This window comes from Niveispirillum lacus (assembly GCF_002251795.1).
In the GTDB taxonomy this organism is placed as follows: domain Bacteria; phylum Pseudomonadota; class Alphaproteobacteria; order Azospirillales; family Azospirillaceae; genus Niveispirillum; species Niveispirillum lacus.
Genome location: NZ_NOXU01000015.1, coordinates 86,474 through 102,773, shown reverse-complemented (window position 1 = coordinate 102,773; position 16,300 = coordinate 86,474). Strand labels below are relative to the sequence as shown.

Sequence of the window (16,300 nt, the reverse complement as noted above, 5' to 3'; positions counted from 1 at the left end):
GCCCTATTATAGCAGAAATCGGCAGTTTCCGGAGGTGTCCAATTTTCTGCAGCCCAAGCCTGCCAAACCGGTCGCTGTAACCATTGTGACAGAAGGCGGTCAGGGTGCGGCGGGTGATGCGGTCAAAGGTGCCTTGGGCGCTGATGTCGCCGCCAAGGTGGTGTCCGGCGCGGGCGCCGATCTGACTGGTGCTGTTGCCGTTATCGTCGTCGGCAGCGTTGACCTGTCAGGCAAGGCCGCGCCGGGCCAGTTGCTGATCGGTGATATGGCCTGCATGGAAGCGGGCAAATGCGCCTTGGCTGTGGAACGCCAGGCCTCCGGTGCTGCCAAATACCATGTGAACACGGCAGCGCTGACCAAAGCCGGTGTCAGCTTCGACAAGAATTTCCAAATGCTTGTGACCGCGCACTAATCCCGGCGCCCAAGATCACCAGGAGACACGAAAAATGAAAAAGTCTTTTCTGCTCGGTGCGACGGCCCTGCTTGCAGTTGGCGCCCAGGCACAGACAATCAACTATACGGCCCTGCAAGATGCATTTGGTCAGCCGGTGACCACGAGCGCCACTGGCAAACCACAGGTCGCCTCAGACGCCCCCGCGGCGTTGCGCATCATCACCGGCGCTGAGATCAAAGCGAGCGGCCTGGACAATCTTCCGGATATCCTGAACCGCTACAGCGGCATGGATCTTCTGCGATGGGGCAGCGGCAGCGCCGATGTGGCGGTCCGCGGTTATAACCAGGGCAGCTATCCGCGCCTGCTGGTGCTGGTCAATGGACGCCAAGTCTACAATGACCACTTTGCGATGGTGGTCTGGAACACCATTCCGGTGCAGTTGCCGGAAATCAAGCAGATCGAAATCGTCAAGGGTCCGGTCGGGGCGATCTATGGCTTCAATGCCGTTGCCGGTGTTGTCAACATCATCACCGTGAACCCGCTGTACGACGAGACCGGAACGGCGACGCTGCGTGGTGGCACCGATGGCAAGCGCGAGGCCAATATGGTCAAGACGCTGAAGCTGGGCGAGCGTGTAGGGGTGAAGCTGTCTGCCGGTTACAAGGAACAGGATGAGTTTGAAAAAGGCCCAATCACCGCTCTCGAACGCTCACGTCTGACCAGCCCCGAAGCGAACTATGTGTCCCTGTCGGGTCTGACGCAGGTCACTGACACCATCCAGTGGGGTGTGGAGCTGTCGCGGAGCTATTCGTTCCAGGCCAATTACAACACCACCAACAGCTACCTTGGCATCAAGTATGTCGCCGAGTCCGCCAAAACTGATCTGACCATCGACGCGGGTTCACTTGGCTTGGTGAGCCTGATGGCTTACCGCAACAAGATGGATTTCGACTATCTGGCGTTTGGTGCGTCAGACGTGACAACAACGGTGGTTCAGCTTGCCGATCTTTTGCAGGTCGGCTCTGACCATACCCTGAAGTTCACAGCCGAATATCGCCGCGCGGAAATGGGCCGTTGGCCGTCGCCCGGTGCCAACATCGGCTATGATGTCTATGCCGGATCGACCATGTGGGACTGGAAAGTCTCCGACAATGTGTCTTTCACCAACGCTGTTCGTCTGGACATGTTCAGCCTGGACTATTCAGGCCCGATCGCGCCTCCCTGGCGGCAGACCGACTATGACCGCGATATGACCAAGATCAGCTACAATAGCGGTCTGGTCTACAAGCCGGACGCCATCAGCACATGGCGCGCAACATTTGGGATGGCCAATCAGTTGCCCAGCCTTTTGGAACTGGGCGGGTATTACATCGTCGGAGCAATCCCGACAGTTGGCAATCCCCGCATCGATCCGTCCCGGATCACCAGTTTTGAAGTGGGCTATGACCGGACCGTCGAAGCGATCAACGGTCGGCTTGGTATCACCGCCTATCGCCAGCATACCAAGGACCTGAAGACCTTCACGGGCGGCGTCGCGGACCGGATGGTCATCAACGGTGTCCTGAGCCAGACCATGGTGAATGCCGGCAACTCCTCATCCTGGGGACTGGAAGCAGACATTAATGGTGCGTTGGCCGGTGGCTTGTCCTATTCGGCGTCCTATACCTGGACCCAAATCGATGATGACCTGACCGTGAACCGCGGTGCCAGGGCGACCCGCCCGATTAAATTCGAGGATGCAACGCCGGAGCATAAGTTACGTGGTGGGCTGGGTTGGTCTCAGGGTGGCTTCTCGGCTGACTTGGGGTTGACTTGGCAGTCAGATCGTTATCTGCTACGTCCCGGTACGGGTACGCTGGCTGGTTCCCAGGTGCCAACGAAGGTCGGTTCATTTGTCACCGGTACGGCGACCGCTGCCTACACCTTCTCCACGGGTACCGAACTCCGCGCAACCGCGTCCGACTTCTTGCGCTCGAGCACCGCGACCACAGCGTCGTTGGAGACCGAACGTCGTCTTTACGTGTCCCTGTCACAGTCGTTCTGATCTGCGGCTCGGTTGGGTTTTTCGGTCAACGGGAAACCCAACCTGTCGTGCTTAGCGTCTGGTAGCGGGCATGTGGACCGATCCAAAAGGAACTACCTCTATGCTTTCTGAGATATTCTCCCGGCTGGACCGGTTATCACTGCTGGCCAAGCTCATGGCCGGTCCTGTCGTCGCCGCGTTTGCCATGTTGATCATGGGCAGCATCTCCATTGTCGAGCTCCGTTCTCAGGCCGCAGAAACCCGTGTTCTGGTGGATGAGAAGCTGGCGCGGGCGGCGGAAATACAGAACCTGGTCAAAGAGCTGAGGGGCAGTCTCGGTTCAGCCTATTTCGCCGTCCTGTCGGTGGCCGGCGGCAACCCGGCCAGCGGCGCAATCAAGGAACTTGAGACTGTCAAGACCGCCATCGCCGAGGAGGCGAAGCGGCTGGCCGTCATTTCCGAGACGATTACGGACCCCGCGCTGAAGGAGACCGTCAAGAAGTCGGCGGTTGAACTGGACAGCTTCAGTGGTGCCGTCGATGTCGTGTCGACCATGCTGGAGGTCGACATCGCTACAGCAGCCGGCGCTGTCCTGCCCTTCAACGAAAAGGTGCAGGTCATCGTTGCCGCGCTGGACAAGGCTGCCGCGCTGATCCAGGCCGATGCGCAGGAGAGTGTTGAGCGACAGGCGCAAAGCGCTGTGACCGCTTCCTGGGCGCTGGTGCTTGGCCTTGTGATCGCCTTGGTCACGGTTGGGCTGCTGGTGTTCTTGATCACCAAACTTGTCCGCAGCGGCATTGATGGCATCGCGCAGGCCATGGGGCGGCTGGCGGCCAACGATCTCTCTGTCGATCCTGCCCGCCTGGTTCGTGCAGATGAACTGAACAGTCTTGTGGACGGGTTGTTCAGCTTCAAATCCGCTCTGCTGGACGCATCGCGGCTGTCAGCGGAAAAGGTCGAAGCGGATGCCCGCGCCCGGCAGGCCCTGCTGGCCCTTGCTGACAGTTTCGAAGCGACGGTGATGAACTCTGTCCGCACGGTGGGTGAGACCGCCGGTGCCGTGCTGAACGAGGCCGAACGTCTCGGCATGGTCGCCGAGGAGGGCCGCACAGCGGCTTCGCACGTCTCCCGCGCCGCCGAAAGCTCTGACCAGGGTGTCCAGTCGGTGGCCAGTGCCGCCGAAGAACTGGCGGTCAGCTTCAATGATGTGGCCCGCCAGGTGGAAGGGGTTACCGGCAGTACCCGTCAGGCGTCGGCGGCCGTTGAACGCTCTGACGGTCTTGTCCGCAACCTTAGCAGCGAAGCGGAAGGCATTAAGAATGTCGTCGACCTGATCTCCGCCATCGCCAGCCAGACCAACCTGCTGGCGCTGAACGCCACAATCGAGGCGGCGCGCGCTGGCGAAGCCGGCAAGGGTTTCGCGGTCGTCGCTTCGGAGGTCAAGCAGCTTGCCGGCCAGACCGCAAAGGCGACCGAAGAAATCGAACGCCGCATCAGTGCTGTCCGTCAAGCGGCCAGCGCCGTTGTGGGGGCCCTGACGGAAATCACCGACCGTATCGGTGATGTGTCGAGTGTCAGCACGACCGTGGCGGCCGCTGTAGAACAGCAACGCATGGCCACCCAGGAAATCGCGCGCTCCGTGCAGTCCGCCTCCACCGCCAGCCGCGAGGCGGCCAGCGAGGTCCAATCCCTGGCCCAGGTGGCCGCCGGTACCGGCGACGCGGCGCGTGGTCTGCGGGAGGCTGCAACCGGCCTGACCAGCGGGGCTGGACGGCTGCGTCAGGAAGTGGATGGGTTCCTTCAACGCGTACGGGCTGGTTAACCACAGTCCCACGCTAGCCGCGCAAAACCCCGCCCGCCCTCCGGCCGGCGGGGTTTTTTCATCGCGCGGCAAATTTTTCCTGCAACGAGGGCCAAAAACTTGGCCCGGCTCTTGCTTATGGGTTCCCGGTTGGTAAATCCATGAACGAAAGAGCCAGACATGGTTGCGATCAGTTCCTACAACTCCATCAGCGAAATCCCCTTGCGGGCGATGGCTTCGCTGACGGCCGAACAGATCGGCTCCTTCACCCTGGGTCAGATCGGGGAACTGTCAAAAGCGCAGGTCGGCGCCATTTCCGTCAGGCAGATTGGTGGCCTTACCGCCGCACAGATCGGTGCCCTTTCGTCCAGCCAGATCGGTTTCACAGCGGCCCAGCTTGCTGCATTGAACGACACCCAGTTCAATGCGCTGGAGGCGGAGGATTTCTCCGCCATGTCGCTCAGTCAGATCCGGGGGATGACTCCGCGAAGCGTGGCCTTGCTGACAGCGGAAAAAATTGCCGCGCTGTCGACTGAACAGGTCGCGGCCTTTACGGCACCGCAGTTGCGGGCCCTGACCGCAACCCAGATGACCTATTTCAGCGATGACCAGATCGGCGCCATGACGGCAAGCCAACTGGCGGTACTGTCATCGGCGCAGTTGAACAGTCTTGATGACAGCCAGATCGGCGTGATTGCCGGCACAAAGCTGAAAAGCCTGACCGCAGCCCAGTTGAAGTCCCTGACGAGCGACACACTGTCCCGGTTCTCGGCCACGCAATTGTCGGCCCTGACACCCACACAGATGAAGAGCCTGACCGCAACCCAGATGAACGGGCTGACCCCGGTGCAATGGGCGGGCTTTAGCGCGTCCCAGGTAGGCAGCCTGACCCCGGCACAGATCAAGGGCCTGGACAGCGACGTGATTGCGGGCCTGTTGACCAGCCAGTTAAGGGGGATGACAGCGTCACAGGTCGCGGCCCTGACCAACGACCAGTTCGCCAACCTGTCGGGTGAACAGATCGGCGAATTGTCAGTCACCCAGATCAAAGGCATGACCCAAAGCCAGATTGCGGCAATGACAGAGGGGCAGTTGGCGTCCCTGTCCCCGACGCAATTGGCTGGCTTCACGGCGACACAGGTTAAGTGGTTCCCAACCTCCAAACTCACCAGCCTGACACCTGAGCAGGTGCAAGGTTTCAATGCCGCCCAGATTTCCGCCCTGACCACCGAACAGTTCGGCGGCCTGAATGGGGAACATGTTGCAGCGCTGACCACAGCCCAGTTGGCCAATCTGTCTGCCGGCAAAATCGCCACCTTGACCGATGACAAGCTGGCCGCGTTGAGCACCGCGCAGTTGAACGGGTTGACCACCAACCAGATCCGGGCACTGACCGTCACCCAGATGGGGCAACTGTCCGAGGAGCAATTTGCCGGTCTTGGCCGGGCTCAACTGAACGCCCTGACGGCAACGCAGATCCGGGCACTGCCGGAAGGGCGGCTGGCCAGCCTCACCACGACACAAATGTCAGCACTGACCGCCAGCCAGGTTGGGGCCCTGACGGCGGAGCAGGTGGCAGGCCTGGATGCCAGCCTGGTGAGTACACTGACCCCGGAACAGCTACGGGCCCTGTCGGTGACACAGGTTAACAGCTTGCTGCCCGATCAGATCGCGGCCCTTAGCGAACGACAGGTCGCGGCCCTCAGCCCAGCCCAGGTCAGAGGTTTGTCCAGCGATAAGTTGAACGACCTTGCCGCCACGCAGTTGGGCGCCATGACCGTCGCCCAGGTGGCAGCACTTGTGCCGACACAGATTGGCGCCATGCGACCGGAACAGCTTGAAAGCCTGTCCGAGACACAGCTGCGCAATCTCACCGCGACGCAGGTGGGCGCCATCACCGCCGAACAGCTTTCTGCCATGGGCCCGACTTTGCTGTCCGGTCTGTCCAGTGCGCAGATCCGGGGCATGAGCGCCACACAGACCGCTGCTTTGAACCAGACACAGATTGAGGCACTGACCCGGACACAACTGGCCGGCCTTTCGCCTTCTGCCCTGGGCGGATTAAATAATGCACAGCTTTCCTGGCTGACGGGCGAGCAGTTGGTTGGTCTGACAGCTTCGCAGATGGCATCCTTGAATGATGGGCAGATTTCCGGCCTCACCCCCGAGAATATCGCCAATCTGAGCACCGACCAGGTCCGCAACCTGACCGTCACAGCCCTGTCTGCCCTGACCCCGGACCAGTTGGCCGTCTTGTCGGCTGACCAGATCACCACGCTGACGGCCACCCAGGTCAGGGGTCTGACAGAGGGCCAGGTGGGGATGCTGACGGTGACGCAATTGTCCGGCCTGTCGGCTGGCAATATCGGCGCCCTTTCGGTCACACAGATCAGCGCCCTGACCGGCGAGCAGATCGCCAGTCTGTCAGCCACACAATTGCTGGGTCTGACCACCACCCAGATCGGTGTCCTTCAGGCGGAAGAAATTTCCGCCCTGACCCCGGAACAGCTTGCCCAGTTGACGCCGGCACAGGTGAAAGGGCTGACAGCCGACCAGATGTCGTTGCTGACCGGTGGCCAGATCGCCCAGATGACAGGTGCACAGCTTGCCAGCTTGTCCTTGCCTCAGTTGAACGCATTGAACGGGGAACAATTGGCCAGCCTGTCCCCCGAACAGCTCGCGGCGCTGTCGACAACACAGATCACGGGCCTGTCCAGCGAACGCATCACCCAAATGTCGACAGATCAGATTGCCACCCTGTCGCCAGCCCAGGTACGGAACCTTAGCGTGACACAGCTTAACAGCCTGTCCGAACCGCAGGTCCGCGCCTTGACACCGGAGCAACTGGCGGCTCTGACCGCAAGCCAGATCGCCGGGGCCGATACGGTGTTCTTTGCCGAATTGTCCGGTGACCAGTTCACGGGCCTGTCCGCAACGCAGATCGCCGGGCTGTCCGCAACGCAACTGAACGCGTTGAGTGATCAGCGGTTCCAGGAGATCACACCCGAACAGTTGACCGGCGTGGCAGCAACCCACATTGGCAACCTGACGCCCAGCCGGATCGGCATGTTGAGTGCGAGCCAATTTGGCAGCCTGTCAGTGGCGCAGCTTCGTGCCCTCAAACCCGAACAGGTGGCGGCGTTGCCGGAAGGCAGCCTGAACCAGTTGCGCGTGTCACAGTTCACCGAATTGTCGTCGACGGTGATTGCCGGGCTGACAACGGATCAACTGTCCAATCTGCCCGATGAACTGCTGAACGGCATGACCGCCCTTCAGGTCGGGAGCCTGACCACCGATCAACTGAATGGCTTGAGCCCCGAGCGCGTGGCCGGCCTCAGCCTGAGCCAGATTGCCGGACTGACCAGCGCGCAGGTTCGGTCTTTGAGCCCGCAGCAACTCGCCGCCTTGTCGCCCGCCCAGATCGCATCCTTCCCGGCAGCAACCTTGTCTGGCCTGACAGGAACCCAGGTCAGCGCGCTGAACGAAGAGCAGATCTCCACCCTGAGTGTGACGCAGATGGCGGGCTTCAGCACGACCATGCTGGCTGCCCTGCGCCCTGACCAGGTCTCTGTTTTGAGCCCGCTCCAGCTTCAGGCCCTGACCCCGGCCCAGTTCGCCGCCATTGATGCCGTCAACATGCCGATGCTGACCCCCACTCAGTTGGCAGCGATTTCGCCGGCGCAGATCGGCGCCTTGTCTTCAGCCCAGATTGGCACGATCAGCGATCTTCAGTTCGAGCTTCTGTCCCCCAGCCAGGTGGCCGCGATCAGCACGTCGGGTATCGAGGGGCTGCGTTCTGGACAGCTTGCAACGATGAGCCCGGCCCAGTTTCAGGCGCTGTCGGCGGCCCAGGTCAAGTTCATCCAGATTTCGCAGTTTGCCGGCATCTATCCCAGTCAGGTGAGCAATCTCACCACGACGCAGATATCAGGCCTGTCGGCGGGTCAACTGAACGCCCTCAGCTACGACCATCTGGAGAATCTGTCGAACAGCCAGATTGCGGCGATCCCGCCGACCGTGGTCTCCGGCCTGTCAACCGGCCTGTTGAACTCATTCAGTGATCAACAGATCGGCGCATTGACCAATGCCCAGATTGCCGCCCTGTCACCAACACAGGTGGGGTCACTGGATGCTGCCAAGTTCCAGGCCATCGCCGGTTCTAATGCCGCTTCCTTCAGCGCTGCCCAAATCGGCACCCTGACGGCGGCGCAGTTGCAGGCCCTGACCACCACTGATCTGGCCGCGCTGACCAGCACACAACTGTCGGGACTTACCGCAACACAGGCCGGTTACCTGACGGAGACGAGGCTGGCGTCCCTCTCGGCGACGCAGATTCAGGGACTGTCCAGCAGCTTTGTCGCTGGACTGTCTGGTGCCCAGGTTGAGGTCATGACCGCCACGCAACTGTCGGCGTTGAGCGCGACACAATTCGCAGCCCTGGGCACAACACAAATCCAGGCCCTGACCACAACACAAATTTCTCAGATCGCCCCGGCCCGTCTCAACGGGTTGAGTGCCGTACAGACAAACGCATTGAGCGCAACACAGGTCGCCAGCCTGTCAACCACACAGTTGGCAAGCCTTGAGACGGGCTTCATGAGCCAGGTGAATGCAACGCAGTTGTCCGCCCTTCTGCCATCACAGTTGCAGGTCATCACGCCGACGGCCTTGGGATCGGCCCCAGCGACCGCCCTGGCCAGCCTTGGGACTGGCCATATCAGCGCTTTGACGGCGGCCCAGGTCAATGGTCTGGCCACCAGCCAGATCCAGTCCCTGACGACCACGCAGATCCAGGACCTGACCACCACGGCGATTGCCGGCATGACTGGCACCCAGTTGTCCGCCTTGCTGCGGGTCCAGTTGCGCTCACTCAGCAGCCAGCAGATCGCGGCGCTGTCGCCGACCCAGATTGGCGGCATGTCGAACACCCAGATCGCCAACCTGGCCGGCACACAGCTTCAATCCCTGACCAGCACCCAATTCGCGCAATTGTCTCCCACGCAGATCGGTGCGCTCAGCACCACCCAGTTCACCAATCTGACACCGGCACAGATCGGGCAGTTGAGCGCAGTACAGTTAACCGGGGTGAAGGTGGAACAGATTGCTGCACTGACCGCTGGACAAATCACAGCGCTGACCCCCTTCCAGTTCCAATCCATGACCGAAATCCAGTTGCGCTCTTTCACCAGTGGGCAATTGGCCAGCATGACAACGGAGCAGCAGGATGCGATTACAGCGGCATTGGCATAGCCGCGTGGCCGACGGCAGAGCGAGCGGCTGACGCGGTCGGCCCCCGCAACCATCCCGGAATGACGGCCAAGCATGGGCAGCACTTTCCATTCGCACGCAGGTTGCACTAATCTGGTCACATCTGAAGGGGTGACAGGATGAGCGACGCGATCCGGCAAATCAGGGCACGCGCCCGGCGCAAAGCGGCAGGGCTTGTGCGTCTAGAATTCTGGGTACCGGCCGACCGCCGGGATGCGGTACGCGCTGCTGTCGCCAATGTGTTGGCAGGCGATGCCGGGCCTGTGGATGGTGCCCCACCACCAATGGCTGCGGACAGCCTTCCGGCCGACACTGCACCTGTGGTGCAAAGGCGCCAGCGGCTGATGACCGATATTGACGGTCTTCTGGATTGACGCTGCAATGTATTTTCGTTGACCGGAAACAGGTTCTACCAAGCGCCCCCGCCAACCGCAGCCCGATCTGTGATTGGGCTGTACCACGGCAGTGGCTGGCGTAGCGGCACCCCAGCCGACAGAAAACCCATCTACCGACGGGAGGGGATCGGGCTGGACATGTGTAGGCCCGCGGATTGCGCCCCCGACATTTCCAGTCCGGAGGCCCGTACCAGGGCAGGAAGTGATCCATCGGCCACCAAAGATTGGATGGCGGCGTTGATTTCTGGCACAGAAGCGGGGCTGGACGGGCTGACCAAGCAGACCCGGTCCCGAACTGCCACAGGTATAACATCCTTTCGCACAAGGCCTGCTAGGCTCTGGTCCCGAGACAAGGCCAGCCGCCATGCCGCCATGGGCAGAATCACCGCATCCAGTCGTCCGCTATGGAGTTTGCGAAGATTGGCCTCGGCATTGCGTGCATCAATCCTTTCCGCCTGGTGATCTGCGAACAAGGCCTCAACCGAGGCGGGGTAGATGAAACCCAGCACCGCCCCGATCCGTGCGCCCGTCAGGCTGGACAAATCCGCCGGACCACGAAGGCCTGCTGATAGCAGAATAACATCCTGATCCGTAAACAGCGGGGTGGTGAAGTGATCCGCACTGAAGCCTGGATAGTAAGGCTGGGCTGCCAGACAATACGCATCCACTGAGCCGCCAGCGATTTCGGCCGAAATCCGGTTACGCGGCACAAACCGGAAGGCGGCCTCCATACCCAGACGGTCCGCCAGTGAACGCCCGAACTCCAGAGCGAAGCCGCCTTTCAGTTCCCCATCCTTCACGATGGCGAAGGGCGCCTCATTATGGTCGCCATAAGCAAAGGTCAGCGGACGGGCTTGCACATTTGCACACATCACGATGGCGCTGAAAACGGCCCAGAACAATCCGCACACTGCGCTATTCAGACCGCCCATCCGGGTTTACCCCTCCGCACCACGCACCAGCGCTCGCTTACATATCCCAGTATTTGGGATATTTTAAATAAATTTTTGGAAACTTGGACGGTAAATTGCACTGCTGCAATCAACGGTCACACCCACCAGCCTACCATCGGGTCCGCGTGCCTTTGTCTTGTTGCCTCCTGCCCGCGCTGCCGGGATCACGGCTTGGGCTTGCTGCCGAAGGACAGCTTATCAAGCCACCCCATGAGGACCGCAGAAACAACAAAAGTCAGATGGATGATGACGAGCCACATCAGCTTGTCGTTGGTGACCTGATCTGCGTCCATGAAACTTTTCAGCAGATGAATGGACGAAATAGCAACGATCGAGGCGGCAACCTTCACCTTCAAGGTGCCGCTGTCCAGCTTACCCAACCAGGACAGCTTTTCATCATCGTCGTCCAGTTCGATGCGGGAGACGAAATTCTCATAGCCGCTGATCATGACCATGATCACGAGGCTGCCCACCAGCACCAGATCAACAAGGGTCAGGGCGGCCAGAATTAGGTCAGCCTCACTCTCCCCGTACAGGGCGTAATCGAACAGATCGACCAGTTCCACCCCAAAACGGACCGTAAAAGCAACCAGGACCACGGCCAGACAAAGATACATCGGGACCAGCAGCCAGCGGCAGGCGTAAAGGGTGCGCTCAATAAAGCGTTCGACCACGAGGGCATACTCCGGTGGGTGAAACAGTCGCAGCAGCACATGGCCCCAGCCACCGAAGCCTGTCAACGGTGTGTGCATGACAGCAACGATACCGCCATATCCGTAGGGGGCATTGGCCATGCGGCAGGAGCGAAGCCCCGCCCACCGCCATACACGGCCCCAGAACCAGACATTGCCTATTTTTAAGGCGCGACTTGGGGGCAACCTGCACGCGGGAGCGCCATAGTCGGTTGGCAGTGTCAGCATTTCCGGCATTTACAGCGTGGCACGACGCTTGCGTTGCTCCGTGGCATTAAAGGTGGCTAGGGTTCCAGCCGTGTGATCACGGTGTTCGGTCCGAGAGCTGCCGCCAATCACCGCCGCGTACAGGCGTAGATTGGTACACGGCGGGACAAAAGCCCGGGAGATCGAGGTGGGTTGGCGCCCCCTTCTGGTCTCCGCCAACCCCAAAACCGGTTTGGAACGACAGGGGTTGGATGATGAAGACGCGCCGCTTCCTTGGAACATTGACCGCCGGCCTGGTTGCCGCCTCGCTGCTCTCCCTTCCCGCCCTTGCGGCGCCGAAAAAGGAGTTCAAGCTGGCCTGGTCCATCTATGTTGGCTGGATGCCGTGGCAGTATGCCGCCGACCAGGGCATCGTCAAGAAATGGGCCGACAAATATGGCATCAAGATCGAAGTGGTGCAGTTCAACGACTATGTTGAAAGCATCAACCAATACACAGCCGGCGCCTTCGACGCTGTCACCGTAACCAATATGGACGCTCTGTCGATCCCTGCCGCTGGCGGCGTCGACACCACTGCCGTCATCGTGGGTGATTTTTCCAACGGTAATGATGCCGTGATCCTGAAGGGCAAGGACAAGCTATCCGACATAAAGGGCCAGAAGGTTAATCTGGTAGAGTTCTCGGTCAGCCATTACCTGCTGACCCGCGCGCTGGAAAGCGTGAAAATGACAGAGAAGGACGACGTCACCGTCGTTTCCACCTCCGATGCGGATATGGTCGCTGCCTGGTCTACACCCGACGTAACGGCGGTTGTCACCTGGAACCCGCTGGTCGCCGAGATCCTGGCCACACCGGGGGCCAAGAAGGTCTTCGACAGCAGCCAGATCCCCGGCGAAATCATCGACCTGACGGTCGCCAATACCGACGTGCTGAAGGACAATCCGGCTTTTGGCAAGGCGCTGGCCGGCATCTGGTATGAAACCATGGCCCTGATGTCCGCCGACACGCCCGCCGGCATCGCCGCCCGCACCGCCATGGGTAAGGCATCGGGGACCGATCTGGCCGGTTACGAGGCGCAGTTGAAGGCCACCCGCATGTTCTACAAGCCGGCAGACGCCCTGGCCTTTGTGCGCGGGCCGGAGCCGAAGGCCACCATGCAGAAGGTGGCGGGCTTCCTGTTCGACCACGGTCTCCTGGGCAACGGCGCCCCCTCTGCAGAAGCAATCGGGATCGAATTTCCGGGCGGGGTGATCTACGGCAACAAGGCGTCGGTTAAGTTCCGCTTCACCGACGCCTACATGGCCGCCGCTGCCGACGGGAAGCTGTAAGCACGAACGCATATCCGTTCCTTGCGTCATCCCGGCAGCGCCGGGATGACGGGAGCCGGGCTGCAACGGAGTGACCCCATGCGCCTGATCAACCGACGGCCCGACCGGACTAGCTGGATGCTGCTGGCGGCCCTGCCCTTTCTGCTGGTGCTGATTGCCTATGCGCTGGGGTCGGCGGTGCGATTGGCGGAGAACCCGTCCGACAAGCTGCTGCCGGGCCTGACCTCCTTTGTCGATGCCATCGACCGGATGGCCTTCACCCCGGACAAGCGAACCGGCGATATCCTGCTGTGGTTGGATACCGCCACGTCGCTGGCGCGGCTGGTAGCAGGGATTGCCATTGCAGCGGCAGGTGGTTTGTTGGTGGGGTTGGCGGCAGGGCTGTTGCCCTATGTCCGCGCCACCCTGGCCCCGTTTGTCACGGTCGCGTCGATGGTACCGCCGCTGGCGGTTCTGCCTATTCTGTTCATTGTGGTGGGGTTGGGGGAAGCGTCCAAGATCACCCTGATCGTGGTCGGCGTTTTGCCGTGCCTGATCCGCGATCTGATGCTGAAGATCGATGATCTGCCACGTCAGCAACTGATCAAGGCGCAGACGCTGGGCGCAAATAGCTGGACCCTCGCCATCCGGGTCGTGCTACCGCAGATTCTGCCACGCCTGATCGATAGTATCCGTCTCAATCTCGGCCCCGCGTGGCTGTTCTTGATCTCGGCAGAGGCAATTGCCAGCGAGGCGGGCCTTGGTTATCGCATTTTCCTGGTCCGCCGCTATCTGGCCATGGATGTGATCCTGCCCTATGTCGCCTGGATCACCCTGCTCTGCTTCCTGATGGATCTGGGCTTGCGGGTGCTGCAACGCCGTGCCTTCCCATGGTTTGAGGATGCGAGGGCCAGCGCATGACACAGATCTCCGTCCGCAATGTCTGGAAGGAATATGGCGAGCAGGTGGTTCTGGAACAGATCAACCTGGAGATCGCGCCACGCTCCTTCGTGGCTCTGGTTGGTCCTTCCGGCTGCGGTAAAACCACATTTCTGCGGATGCTGCTGTCGCAGGAAACCCCGACCAAGGGGGAAATCCTGATCGACGGCATCCCGATCTCACCCGAACCCGGCCCCGATCGCGGGGTGGTGTTTCAGCGCTATTCCGTGTTTCCGCACCTGACGGTGCTGGGCAATGTGCTGCTGGGCGCGGAATTGAAGGGGGGCGGCGTGCTCGGCCGGTTGTTCGGGACTGCCCGGCGTCAGGCCAAGGAAGAGGCCGTCAAACTGTTGGACGCTGTGGGCCTGAGCCACGCGCTGGAAAAATATCCGGCCCAGCTTTCCGGCGGCATGCAGCAACGGCTGGCCCTGGCCCAGGCCCTGATTGCCAAGCCCAAGGTGCTGCTGCTGGATGAACCGTTCGGCGCACTGGACCCCGGCATCCGGGGCGATGTGCATAAGCTGATGCGCCAACTCTGGCACGAACATCCGATGAGTGTGGTCATGGTCACCCATGATCTGTCAGAGGCTTTCCATCTGGCCACCCGTGTCATCGCCTTTGACCGCCGCCGCAACCTGCCGGAAGAACGGCTACGGTATGGCGCCAGCATCACCAACGATATCGAGGTCTGGCCCCGCCGCGTGGCGGGCAATCCTGATTTCGGTAAGGAACCCACCCTGCCCCGCCGGGACGACCCGGCCCAAGCTGACGGGCACCCAGACCGGGACGACCCGGCCGATGCCGCGTGAGGAGGGTGCATCATGCCCCGCCAGACCCCAGAACAGATCGCTGCCAATCGCGCCCGCTACATCGAATTGAAGTCCGCCGCCGCCGGCCGGGCGCCCGTGGCCTTGCCGCCGCCGACGCCACGCGACGCCCCGCTGCCCAGCGCCGACACCGTGAAACTATCGGAAACCCTGCCCGGCGGCTGGTACTGGACCGGGATCGTCCAGCAGGGGCAGGTAGTGCGCGTTGCCAATCCGGGGGCGACACCGGGCGTGTCGCTGCTGGCCTGGAACCGGACCGATCCCTCCGAACGCTATAATCATGCCGACACGATCAAGATCCAGTGGACAGCGGAACTGCGCAAGGGACGGGTCCTGTTCTCCGACATGGGCCGCGTGCTGTTGTCGATTGTGGAGGATAGCAGCGGACGACATGACACGGTGGTAGGCGGCTCCACCCCCGCCTCCGTCGCTCGCACCTATGGCGCTGACAGTGGGGTGCGCAATGCGCGCGACAATTTCATCCTGGCCGCCGGCAAACATGGGCTGAGCCAGCGCGATATTCCCCCCTGCATCACGTTCTTCGCCCCCGTCACCGTCACGGCGGATGGCCGGTTCAGTTTTGATGCAGCGGGTGTCACGCCGGGTGATTTCGTGTCGCTGCGGGCGGAGATGGATTTGATCCTGGCCATCTCCAACACCCCCCACCCGCTGGCTCCCCGAGTGTCAGCGGTGCCCGTTGAACTGACCATCCACAGCGCGCCCGCCGCCGGTCCCGACGATCTGTGCCGGACCGCCACGGCAGAGGCCGCGCGCGGGTTCGTCAACACCGACGCCTATCTGTCGGCCTGATCGGGGGAGGGAATGACTATGAGCAACAACAGCTTCACCCCTGTCCTGTCCAGCCGTGAGATCGGCGCGGCTATCCATGACGAGGTGATCCCGGCAGAGCATCCCTGGTCCGGCATCGTGCGCAAAGGGCAGGTCTTCCGTATCATCGACAGCGAGGGCTGTCAGGCGGTGGATACGCTGTTCTACAGCCTGGCCGATCATACCGAACGCTACAGCGCCCAGGACACGGTGCTGGCCCAGGGCACACCCTATATCGGGCCGGGATCGGTGCTGTATTCCAACCGGGGCAACCCGCTGGCCACTGTCATCGCCGATACAAGCGGCAGCCATGACACCTCTGCCGGGGCCTGTTCTTGCGAAAGCAATACGGTGCGGTTTGGGCACCAGACCAAATACATGCACGCCTGTCGGGAGAACTTCCTGATTGCCGTGTCACGCCATGGCATGGACAAGCGCGATATCGTGCCCAACATCAATTTCTTCATGAATGTCCCGATCGACCCGGATGGCACGCTGGCGATTGCCGACGGTGTGTCATCGGGCGGGGATTATGTGGAGATGGTGGCGCACCAGGATCTGCTGTGCGTCATTTCCAACTGCCCGCAGGTGAACAATCCCTGCAACGGTTTCGACCCCACGCCCATCCGGGTTCTGGTCTGGGCTGACTGACGGCAATCGGGGGCA

The 16,300-nt window shown here is 61.4% G+C and carries 12 protein-coding genes and 1 riboswitch; of the genes, 10 read left to right on the top strand and 2 right to left on the bottom strand.

The window, feature by feature from the left end; genetic code table 11:
- The 5 genes from CHU95_RS01685 to CHU95_RS01665 form a co-directional block, all read left to right on the top strand.
- Positions 1 to 412 (top strand): hypothetical protein (locus CHU95_RS01685; RefSeq protein WP_207762337.1); only part of this gene is annotated, 412 nt, incomplete at its 5' end.
- A 34-nt stretch (positions 413 to 446) separates the two neighbouring features.
- Positions 447 to 2,438: a TonB-dependent receptor plug domain-containing protein gene (locus CHU95_RS01680; protein WP_094453081.1), complete on the top strand. Its 1,992-nt coding sequence runs from the start codon at positions 447 to 449 to the stop codon at positions 2,436 to 2,438.
- Between the two features lie 100 nt (positions 2,439 to 2,538).
- On the top strand, positions 2,539 to 4,239 hold the full coding sequence (locus CHU95_RS01675) for a methyl-accepting chemotaxis protein (protein ID WP_165771948.1): 1,701 nt from the start codon (positions 2,539 to 2,541) through the stop codon (positions 4,237 to 4,239).
- 159 nt (positions 4,240 to 4,398) lie between these two features.
- Positions 4,399 to 9,468, top strand: coding sequence for a leucine-rich repeat domain-containing protein (locus CHU95_RS01670; protein ID WP_094453077.1), 5,070 nt, complete (start codon positions 4,399 to 4,401; stop codon positions 9,466 to 9,468).
- Positions 9,469 to 9,605: 137 nt separating this feature from the next.
- Positions 9,606 to 9,860, top strand: a complete 255-nt coding sequence (locus tag CHU95_RS01665; RefSeq protein WP_094453075.1) for a hypothetical protein — start codon at positions 9,606 to 9,608, stop codon at positions 9,858 to 9,860.
- Positions 9,861 to 9,991: 131 nt separating this feature from the next.
- Here CHU95_RS01665 and CHU95_RS01660 read toward each other — a convergent pair whose 3' ends face one another.
- Together CHU95_RS01660 and CHU95_RS01655 are read right to left on the bottom strand one after the other, a co-directional pair.
- Complete coding sequence (locus tag CHU95_RS01660) at positions 9,992 to 10,741, bottom strand: substrate-binding periplasmic protein (RefSeq protein WP_165771947.1); 750 nt, start codon at positions 10,739 to 10,741, stop codon at positions 9,992 to 9,994.
- Positions 10,742 to 10,998: 257 nt separating this feature from the next.
- Positions 10,999 to 11,628, bottom strand: coding sequence for a TIGR00645 family protein (locus CHU95_RS01655; protein ID WP_245837802.1), 630 nt, complete (start codon positions 11,626 to 11,628; stop codon positions 10,999 to 11,001).
- Positions 11,629 to 11,799: 171 nt separating this feature from the next.
- Positions 11,800 to 11,916, top strand: a riboswitch (guanidine-I (ykkC/yxkD leader).
- A gap of 68 nt (positions 11,917 to 11,984) precedes the next feature.
- Here CHU95_RS01655 and CHU95_RS01650 point away from each other — a divergent pair.
- From CHU95_RS01650 to CHU95_RS01630, 5 genes are all read left to right on the top strand, one after another.
- Positions 11,985 to 13,061, top strand: coding sequence for a putative urea ABC transporter substrate-binding protein (locus CHU95_RS01650; protein ID WP_207762336.1), 1,077 nt, complete (start codon positions 11,985 to 11,987; stop codon positions 13,059 to 13,061).
- A 78-nt stretch (positions 13,062 to 13,139) separates the two neighbouring features.
- Positions 13,140 to 13,961 (top strand): ABC transporter permease, encoded by an 822-nt coding sequence (locus tag CHU95_RS01645; protein ID WP_094453071.1) that lies wholly within the window; start codon positions 13,140 to 13,142, stop codon positions 13,959 to 13,961.
- On the top strand, positions 13,958 to 14,788 hold the full coding sequence (locus tag CHU95_RS01640; protein ID WP_094453069.1) for an ABC transporter ATP-binding protein: 831 nt from the start codon (positions 13,958 to 13,960) through the stop codon (positions 14,786 to 14,788). Before CHU95_RS01645 ends, CHU95_RS01640 begins: the two co-directional genes overlap by 4 nt.
- 12 nt (positions 14,789 to 14,800) lie before the next feature.
- A complete protein-coding gene (locus CHU95_RS01635) occupies positions 14,801 to 15,616 on the top strand; it encodes an urea amidolyase associated protein UAAP1 (protein WP_094453067.1) in 816 nt (271 codons plus the stop codon).
- Positions 15,617 to 15,634: 18 nt separating this feature from the next.
- Positions 15,635 to 16,285: an urea amidolyase associated protein UAAP2 gene (locus CHU95_RS01630; protein WP_094453065.1), complete on the top strand. Its 651-nt coding sequence runs from the start codon at positions 15,635 to 15,637 to the stop codon at positions 16,283 to 16,285.
- Positions 16,286 to 16,300: the final 15 nt, after the last annotated feature.

What these genes read in the sequence shown, in the direction of transcription:
- CHU95_RS01645 (WP_094453071.1), top strand. Translation starts at nt 13,140, where the DNA reads ATGCGCCTGATCAACCGACGGCCCGACCGGACTAGCTGGATGCTGCTG.
- CHU95_RS01640 (WP_094453069.1), top strand. Translation starts at nt 13,958, where the DNA reads ATGACACAGATCTCCGTCCGCAATGTCTGGAAGGAATATGGCGAGCAG.
- CHU95_RS01635 (WP_094453067.1), top strand. Translation starts at nt 14,801, where the DNA reads ATGCCCCGCCAGACCCCAGAACAGATCGCTGCCAATCGCGCCCGCTAC.
- CHU95_RS01680 (WP_094453081.1), top strand. Translation starts at nt 447, where the DNA reads ATGAAAAAGTCTTTTCTGCTCGGTGCGACGGCCCTGCTTGCAGTTGGC.
- CHU95_RS01670 (WP_094453077.1), top strand. Translation starts at nt 4,399, where the DNA reads ATGGTTGCGATCAGTTCCTACAACTCCATCAGCGAAATCCCCTTGCGG.
- CHU95_RS01630 (WP_094453065.1), top strand. Translation starts at nt 15,635, where the DNA reads ATGAGCAACAACAGCTTCACCCCTGTCCTGTCCAGCCGTGAGATCGGC.
- CHU95_RS01650 (WP_207762336.1), top strand. Translation starts at nt 11,985, where the DNA reads ATGATGAAGACGCGCCGCTTCCTTGGAACATTGACCGCCGGCCTGGTT.
- CHU95_RS01655 (WP_245837802.1), bottom strand. Translation starts at nt 11,628, where the DNA reads ATGGCCAATGCCCCCTACGGATATGGCGGTATCGTTGCTGTCATGCAC.
- CHU95_RS01665 (WP_094453075.1), top strand. Translation starts at nt 9,606, where the DNA reads ATGAGCGACGCGATCCGGCAAATCAGGGCACGCGCCCGGCGCAAAGCG.
- CHU95_RS01675 (WP_165771948.1), top strand. Translation starts at nt 2,539, where the DNA reads ATGCTTTCTGAGATATTCTCCCGGCTGGACCGGTTATCACTGCTGGCC.